Annotated in this window: 8 protein-coding genes and 1 pseudogene; 7 read left to right on the top strand and 2 right to left on the bottom strand. The window is 54.0% G+C overall.

Features of this window, described 5'->3' with window-relative positions; genetic code table 11:
* Together HMPREF9720_RS03285 and HMPREF9720_RS03280 are read left to right on the top strand one after the other, a co-directional pair.
* Window positions 1-756 (top strand): glycoside hydrolase family 92 protein (locus HMPREF9720_RS03285; RefSeq protein ID WP_083817600.1); only part of this gene is annotated, 756 nt, incomplete at its 5' end.
* A 7-nt stretch (window positions 757-763) separates the two neighbouring features.
* Window positions 764-2,772 (top strand): annotated as a pseudogene (locus HMPREF9720_RS03280) (glycoside hydrolase family 97 protein).
* A gap of 92 nt (window positions 2,773-2,864) precedes the next feature.
* On the opposite strand, the gene mobB reads toward HMPREF9720_RS03280, so the two are convergent.
* Together mobB and HMPREF9720_RS03270 are read right to left on the bottom strand one after the other, a co-directional pair.
* Window positions 2,865-4,094 carry a conjugal transfer protein MobB gene (mobB, locus tag HMPREF9720_RS03275; RefSeq protein ID WP_009596770.1) on the bottom strand — a complete coding sequence of 410 codons (1,230 nt, stop codon included), beginning with the start codon at window positions 4,092-4,094 and terminating at the stop codon, window positions 2,865-2,867.
* Window positions 4,079-4,498 carry a mobilization protein gene (locus HMPREF9720_RS03270; RefSeq protein ID WP_039939741.1) on the bottom strand — a complete coding sequence of 140 codons (420 nt, stop codon included), beginning with the start codon at window positions 4,496-4,498 and terminating at the stop codon, window positions 4,079-4,081. Before HMPREF9720_RS03270 ends, mobB begins: the two co-directional genes overlap by 16 nt.
* A gap of 516 nt (window positions 4,499-5,014) precedes the next feature.
* Between HMPREF9720_RS03270 and HMPREF9720_RS03265 the strand changes: the two genes are divergently transcribed.
* From HMPREF9720_RS03265 to HMPREF9720_RS03245, 5 genes are all read left to right on the top strand, one after another.
* A complete protein-coding gene (locus HMPREF9720_RS03265) occupies window positions 5,015-5,770 on the top strand; it encodes a ParA family protein (RefSeq protein ID WP_009596771.1) in 756 nt (251 codons plus the stop codon).
* Window positions 5,771-5,772: 2 nt separating this feature from the next.
* The gene (locus HMPREF9720_RS03260; RefSeq protein WP_014774760.1) at window positions 5,773-6,243 is read left to right on the top strand and encodes a DUF3408 domain-containing protein; all 471 of its coding nucleotides are present in this window, start codon (window positions 5,773-5,775) and stop codon (window positions 6,241-6,243) included.
* A gap of 23 nt (window positions 6,244-6,266) precedes the next feature.
* Window positions 6,267-6,863, top strand: coding sequence for a DUF3408 domain-containing protein (locus HMPREF9720_RS03255; protein ID WP_039939739.1), 597 nt, complete (start codon window positions 6,267-6,269; stop codon window positions 6,861-6,863).
* A gap of 12 nt (window positions 6,864-6,875) precedes the next feature.
* Complete coding sequence (locus tag HMPREF9720_RS03250; RefSeq protein WP_039939737.1) at window positions 6,876-7,412, top strand: hypothetical protein; 537 nt, start codon at window positions 6,876-6,878, stop codon at window positions 7,410-7,412.
* 143 nt (window positions 7,413-7,555) lie between these two features.
* Window positions 7,556-7,759 (top strand): DUF4134 family protein (locus HMPREF9720_RS03245; protein ID WP_009596772.1); only part of this gene is annotated, 204 nt, incomplete at its 3' end.

The following is a 7,759-nucleotide window of genomic DNA, read 5'->3' as shown; positions in this document are numbered from 1 at the left end:
AACGCTGCGATGCTGGAAAAGGCTTCGCAGAACTATAAAAACCTCTTCGATCCCGAAACGCGCCTGATGCGGGGCCGCAATGCCGACGGGACGTTCCAGACGCCCTTCAGCCCCTACAAGTGGGGCGACGCCTTCACCGAGGGAAACGCGTGGCACTACACATGGTCGGTGTTCCACGATGTCGAGGGACTGATCGACCTGATGGGAGAACGCAAAGGATTCACGCGGATGCTCGACTCGGTCTTCGTCGTGCCGCCCGTCTACGACGACAGCTACTACGGGTTCCGCATCCACGAAATTACCGAAATGCAGGTGGCCGACATGGGCAACTACGCCCACGGAAACCAGCCCGCGCAGCACATGATCTACCTCTACGACTACGCCGGGCAACCCCGTAAGGCGCAGTGGTGGGTCCGTGAGGTCATGGATCGCCTCTATTCGGCCAAGCCCGACGGTTACTGTGGCGACGAGGACAACGGACAAACCTCGGCATGGTACGTATTTTCGGCTTTAGGGTTTTATCCCGTATGTCCGGGAGCGGACGAATACGCAGTCGGATCGCCGCTGTTCCGCAAGGCCGTCATTCATCTTGAAAATGGCAATACGATCGAGATCGACGCTCCGGAGAACAGCTCCGAGAACCGTTATGTCGGTAAAATGGCTATCGACGGAAAAGTATCGGAAAGGCCGTTCCTTAGCTATTCCACACTTCTGGAAGGTGCGAAGGTGCGCTTCGAGATGGAATCCGAAAAATAGCCTTCCCATGAAGATTCCGAATCCACATGCTGCCTTCATGGCCTTCGCCTGTGCATTGTTTGCAGCATGCTCTCCGCAGCAGCCCTTCATAACCTCACCCGACGGACGCATCGCCGTATCTGTCGAAGCCGATGCAGGGGCGGGCGTGACCTATGCCGTCACGGTCGACGACAAACCCCTGATACTGCCCTCGGCGATGGGGCTCGCGGCATGCGGAACCTCGCTGCAGGGAGCGACGATAACAGGCGTATGGCACTCCTCCCACGACGGGCTGTGGACAGCCCCCTGGGGCGAGAACAAACGGCACCGCAACCATTACAACGAAATGTCCGTCGCAGTGCGGAAGCCGGATAAAAGCATGGCCTTCACGCTCCGCTTCCGCGCATTCGACGACGGAATAGCATTTCGCTACGAACTGGCGCAGCCCGATTCGCTGGCCGTGACGGACGAACTGACGGAGTTCCGGTTCGCAGATGAGGGTCATACGATGTCATGGTCCATACCCGGCAATTTCGAGACCTATGAACTCCAGTACCGCGAGCAGCCCGTAGCACGGATTACGGATGCAAACACGCCCTTCACATTCCGCACTGGGGACGGAATATTCGGAGCCGTGCACGAGGCGGCCCTGTACGACTGGCCCGAGATGGTATTGAGGCGCGACAGTGCGGGGGTGCTGAAAGCCGCCCTCGCGCCCCTGCCCGACGGCGTGAAGGCGTACATTCCGGGACGCTTCACGACGCCCTGGCGCACGATACAGATAGCAGACAGGGCCGTAGGCCTGATAAACTCGTCGCTGGTGCTCAACCTGAACGAACCTTCGAAGATCGAGGATACCTCATGGATCGTGCCGCAGAAGTACGTCGGCGTATGGTGGGGAATGCACCTCGGAACGCAGGTATGGACGATGGGGCCGCGACACGGAGCAACGACACGGAATGCCATCCGGCACATCGACTTTGCTGCGGAAAACGGCATACAAGGAGTGTTGTTCGAGGGCTGGAACAAAGGATGGGAGAACTGGGGCGGAAACCAGCAGTTCGACTACCTCGAACCCTATGCGGATTTCGATCTGGAGCGAATAGCCGCCTATGCCCGTGAAAAGGGCGTGCAACTGTGGATGCACAATGAAACGGGAGGAAATATTCTGAGTACGAAGCCGTCATGGAAGCAGCGATGAGGAGGTATGCCGAACTGGGGGTTCACACGCTCAAAACGGGATATGCAGGGGGATTCAAAGGCGGTTACCTCCATCATTCGCAGTATGGAGTGCAGCACTATCAGCGGGTCGTGGAAACGGCGGCGAAATACCGGATCATGCTCGACGTACACAAGCCGATAAAGGAGACGGGGATACGACGCACGTGGCCCAACATGATGACACGCGAAGGGGCGCGGGGCATGGAATGGAACGCATGGTCGGAAGGGAATTCGGCAGAGTATCTCACGACGCTGCCCTTCGTGAGGATGCTGAGCGGACCGATGGACTACACTCCGGGAATCTTCGACATCGACTATTCCACGGCGAAGGCCGACAAGGGACGGATCGAGTGGAACGGGCCCAACGCGGAACGCTGCATAAAGACCACGCTGGCACGGCAGATAGCAAACTGGGTGATCATATACTCGCCCCTGCAGATGGCCGCAGACCTGATCGAGAACTACGAAGGGCATCCCGCATTCCGGTTCTTCCGCGACTTCGACGCAGACTGCGACTGGTCGAAGGCATTGCAGGGAGAGATCGGCGACTATATCGTCGTTGCAAGACGGGCCAAAGACAGATACTTTCTCGGGGCAGGAACGGACGAGAAGGCAAGGACGCTCGTGCAGAAGCTCGACTTCCTCGAACCCGGAGTGACGTATACCGCGACCATATATGCCGATGCTCCGGATGCGGGGCGCAATCCGGAGGCATACCTGATCGGGAAGCGGGCGGTGACGGCACGAGATACCATACGCATCGAGATGGCTGAACGGGGCGGGCAGGCAATAACTTTTATTCCGGCAGAGAAATAGAAGATGCCGGTGGCACGGGGAGGCCACGACGGAAAGCCGACAGGGAACAATGAGAAACGGGATCTGATCCATATCAGACCCCGTTTTTCGTATCAGGAACGATGTCGTCTTTTTTTACGCCTTTGTTGCATCTGCCGTTGCTGTTCCTCGTAAGCCCGCGTGTCGGCCAAATCCAATACCGTATCGACAATGCCAGAAATAGGATTGGCGGCATGGTTTTGCACTTCATGTTTCTGTTCCACGTGTTGTTCTGCGACCTGTTGCGCCTCTTTCGGAGCCGGATACAATTCGTTGAAGACATTCGCCGAGAACTCTTTTCCCAGCACCGACCCGTTGGCAACGATGCCGTCGTTATGGTCAATGAAAGTCACGCCATAGATTCTGCCGACCGGATTGATGCGGAAGATAGCGTCGATGTTCTCCGCCTTGAGCAGCTGCCGAAACTCGTCCCGCGTATTGTGCGGACTCATGGCATCCCGGACTGTCTGTCGCAGCCGGTCGAGCGACCCGTCCTGCTTCAGCGCACTCTTCGACCGCTCGTAATACTTTTGAAGAGCCTTGTAGCCGACATCCCGGCCGATACGGCTCGATTTGAACGGAGTGCCGATGCCATAGCCGTCATCAGTCATGGCGCCGTAGACAATACCGGCATAGTTCCTTTCGTCGATAGTTCCCGTACGTTCTTCGACCGAAACGTTAAACAGTTCCAATAAGGTGCGGAACTCGCCGTAGGACGAGCATTTATAATTCCGCAGGCACGATCTCACGATGGATGAGATCTGCTGTTTGACATTGCCTTCCCTGTAGTTTACCTTATGCAATCCCACCTTGTCGGCTTGCTCCTCTCCCTTGACGCTCGGATGCAGATTATATTTGCGTTCCAGATCGCGTAATATCTCCATCGAACGTCTTGCTTCGAAATCATGCGGCAGCTTATGTCCGTTCTCATCGACGCGCAACGATACGACATGAAGATGCTGTCGGTCGATATCCTTATGTTTGAAAACAATATAAGGCTGGTTGCCGTAACCCATACGTTCCATGTATTCCTGCGCGATGTCCCGGAGCTGATCGTCGGTCAGTCTGTCTTCCGGCGAGGGGTTCAGCGAGGCGTGGAAGACCGTGTTCGTAGTCCGGCGGTTGGCTTCGAGGTACGGCCAAAAGCAATCCATGCAGGCGTCGACATCCATTCGCCCGTGCTTGTCGAACGGTTCCAACATCTTCTGCCAGAAAAGAACCTCGGCTTCATCCTTATCCACTTTCTCCTTGTTGTAATACAACGCTCCGCCGGGCGAGGAACCAGATCTTATATTCGCAACCATTCCTTAGTCTGTTTTGCGAGGTTGAGAATCTCGATACTCAGAGCCTTTAATTCTCTCGTTCGCTGTTCCAAAGCAGCGATCTGATGCGGGATCGCGATGTTGGAAAAGTGGGCGTTGATAGCCTTTACAATCTGATTATAGTTGTTCCCGAGCTTTTGAAATTGGAAATAAAAGTCGTTCAGCCGGGCGATGAACTGCACCTTCGAAGGGTCGCGTTTGACGACTACGAACTCCTCGTTGAAGATTCTTTTGACGATAAACCGGCTGCGGTTATGCTCCAATCCTGCCTTACAAAGCATCTGCTTAAAGCGGATATTCTCTTCCGTGGTGAGTTTGAAATTATACCTGTGGACTCTGGGATCTGTCGTTGTCGGGCGTCCGATCCTCTTTTTCGTGGTTGTCATCAGTCTGGTAGTTTAAGTGGCGTGACTCGGGAACGCCACCCAGCCTCGCAGAGCGAGCACCTTTCGTATGCCGAAAAACTTTTCGGCATACAAAGGTACAGCTCGCTGTTGTCTGGCGACAACAAAAATCCGCGCCGGAGAATCTTTGAGAGAAGTTTTGAAAATCCTCCGTTACGGTTTCCATAGCCGGGTCTGTTCCCGGTGCAATATTACAACCGTTTCGGGGCAAAAAAAAGCCATCGGTGCGGACTGGAGCGGACTGGAGCGGACATCGGAACCGAAGCGTTTTACCCTGTTGTATATTGCGGCAGGATTGATTATTCGGGCAACTGCGCGAATCGCAAAATAAGTATCGGTTCAGACGGATACCCGAATCTTTAACCGAGTATCTGCGCAAAGGAACGAAAGGGCGGCAGACCGAATAATCATCCAATTATTCGTCCAAATATAAGGTAGTATATATAAATGATTTGACAGACGCATAGTTACCCAAACAACCATTTAAACACACAAGCAATGAAACAAGCAAGCATTTCGATCTGCAATCAAAAAGGGGGCATCGGGAAATCGACATTTACGATGTTACTCGCCAGTCATCTGCACTACACATTAGGCTATGACGTGCTGGTCGTAGACTGCGACTATCCCCAATGGTCCGTTCAGGCGCAACGTGAGCGGGAACTGTCGCTCATCGAGCATGACGATTACCACAAGCTGTTGCTGGTACGTCAATTCAAAGCGACGGGCCGCAAGCTCTGGCCTGTGCTGAAATGTATGCCGCCTGAAGCCCCCGAAGAAGTCGAGCGGCTGCTGCAAAGCGGCTACCATCCCCGTATCATTCTCTACGACTTGCCGGGAACGGTCAATGCCGAAGGTGTCATTCGGCTGCTCGCGTCGCTGGACGCTGTCTTTGTGCCCATGAAAGCCGACAAGGTCGTCATGGAAAGTACGCTCTCCTTTGCCCGGAGTCTCACCACTAACCTTGCCCAAGATCCGACCCTTACTTTACAAAGCGTCTATCTTTTCTGGACGATGATAGACCGTCGTGAACGAACGCCGCTTTACGATCGATACGAGGCCGTTATCCGCAAGCTCGGGTTGTCGCTTATGACAACTCACATTCCTTACCGCTCGAAGTTCAACAAGGAGCTGCTTGCGGACAATACAGGAGTCGGCCGCTCGACACTTCTGGCTCCGGCGCGAACCTTTGCGTGTGAGGCGCAACTCGAAATCCTCACAGAAGAAATTCTTACACTCCTCAAAATCCGATAACAATGGCCAAGAAACCCAAAATCGAAGTAGACGAAAGTCTTGTAAAACAGGTGATCGCAGGGCAGTTACCTATCACTACAAAGGTCACACGGGTAATTCCGGAACAGATCCCATCCGGAACCGCTACGGACGCAATTCCCGCCGAACCGCCCTCTGTTCCGGAGATCGACACAGAAAAGATTCCGGATGAAACCCCGTCTGTGCCCGCAGCACAAGAGCCACGCCGTCGGAGAACACCACCCTTGTCCGATTATGAACGAATGTTTCTCACTCCTGTGGAATACGGCATCCGAGCCACACTTTATGTCAATGCATCGACGAAGCGTAAGATTCTGGAGATACTTAAAAGAATCGGAGGTGAACGATTATCCGCGACATCATATGTGGATAATATTCTACAGCACCACATCGAAACTTTCCGTGACGATATAAACCGGCTCGATCGTAAGCGGAATTTTGAAAAACTTGTTTAACAATGACTTAAAAATTTCTAATTATGCTTTACAGCTTTTTATCCGAGTCCGGTGTCCTCGACATTTCATTACTCGCTCTTGGCACAGGCATTATCGTTTTGTCAATCTTAGGGCTGCTGCACCTCGGGAAGCGACGAGGTCATAATAAAGCCGGACACTTTTCGGAGCAACCTGACGATTGTGCAATGCCTGCCGTGCAAACGGAAAATAGCGATGGATGGCCCTCGATGGAACAACCTCAGACAACTGAACTTGTATCCGTTGTCGCTGCACCTGAAGATTCTTCAAATCTCGATTCTCCGCCTTCCGAAACGGTCGTATCCGAAAAGCAGGATGTGAAGCCGGAGCGTGTTCCCGTACCGGACATACGATGGCGACGTTCGATGACATTGCCCGACTACAAAAAAACATTTCTTGTCCGGGTGGATTACGACCTCCGCGCCTCGCTTTATGTCAGTGCCCCTACGAAACGGAAAATCCTTGAAGTCCTGAAAAAAATCGGCGGCGAGCGACTGACCGCAACATCTTATGTAGATAATATCCTACGGCACCATCTCGAAATGTTCCGCGACGAGATCAACTGCATACATCAAGAACAGAATTACCATAACATCGTCTAAATTCTTTCTGCCATGAACAGCATAATTCTTATTGCCGCCTGCGCCGTATGTCTGGATCAGTTGTTTTTCCGGGGGCGGCTCGCGTCATATGTCGTCGACAATCTGAAAGGCCCGAAGAAAAAACACACCGGGCATAACGCTGCCCCTCACACGCCGAATGCCGGTACTGCACCCCGTCAAACTCCTGAAATTCTCGTGTCAAAATCCTATCGGTGCGGACTGGAGCGGACTGGAGCGGACATCGGCACCGCCCCGGCAGGCGGAGATGCTATATTTGCCCCGGCTTCGGAAGAGAAGTCCGCGATGGCGTCGTGGAACGGGCTTGTCGTGCAGCCCCCGATCGGCGAAGACGGCGAACTTGCGGAGCCCGAAGCGCCTGCCGGCGCCCGACCTCCGCTTCCGGCTCTCCCCGCCAGAGCAGAACTCCGCGATGCGGAAGTTCATGCGATGCTCGGAGAGCTGGACTTCGGGGAGAGCACCGTCATGGGCGACGCCACGGCCGAGGAGCGGCAAGCCATCGCCAACTTCGACATCCGGGCCTATGCTTAATTAAAAACGACCTACGACATGAAATGGAATAACGAATACGGCTGACGTCTTTTCCGCAGCAGGAAATACGATGTATCCGGTCGCAGAATGCCCCCAAAGCAGGCTGCGGCCTTTTTCACACCCTTAACCAAACTACCTGTTTTATGCAAAAAAGAGCAATTTTCATGATTTTCTCCCTATGCTCCGCACTTGCCTCCTTTGCACAGGGTAACGGCATGGCCGGCATCAGCGAGGCCACGAACATGGTAACATCCTATTTCGACCCGCTTACGAAACTGATCTTCGCCGTGGCGGCGATCCTCGGACTGGTCGGCGGCGTGCGCGTCTACTCGAAATTCTCGTCGGGC

The organism is Alistipes sp. HGB5 (assembly GCF_000183485.2).
GTDB classification, from domain to species: domain Bacteria; phylum Bacteroidota; class Bacteroidia; order Bacteroidales; family Rikenellaceae; genus Alistipes; species Alistipes finegoldii.
This window is presented reverse-complemented; position numbering and strand designations above follow the sequence as displayed.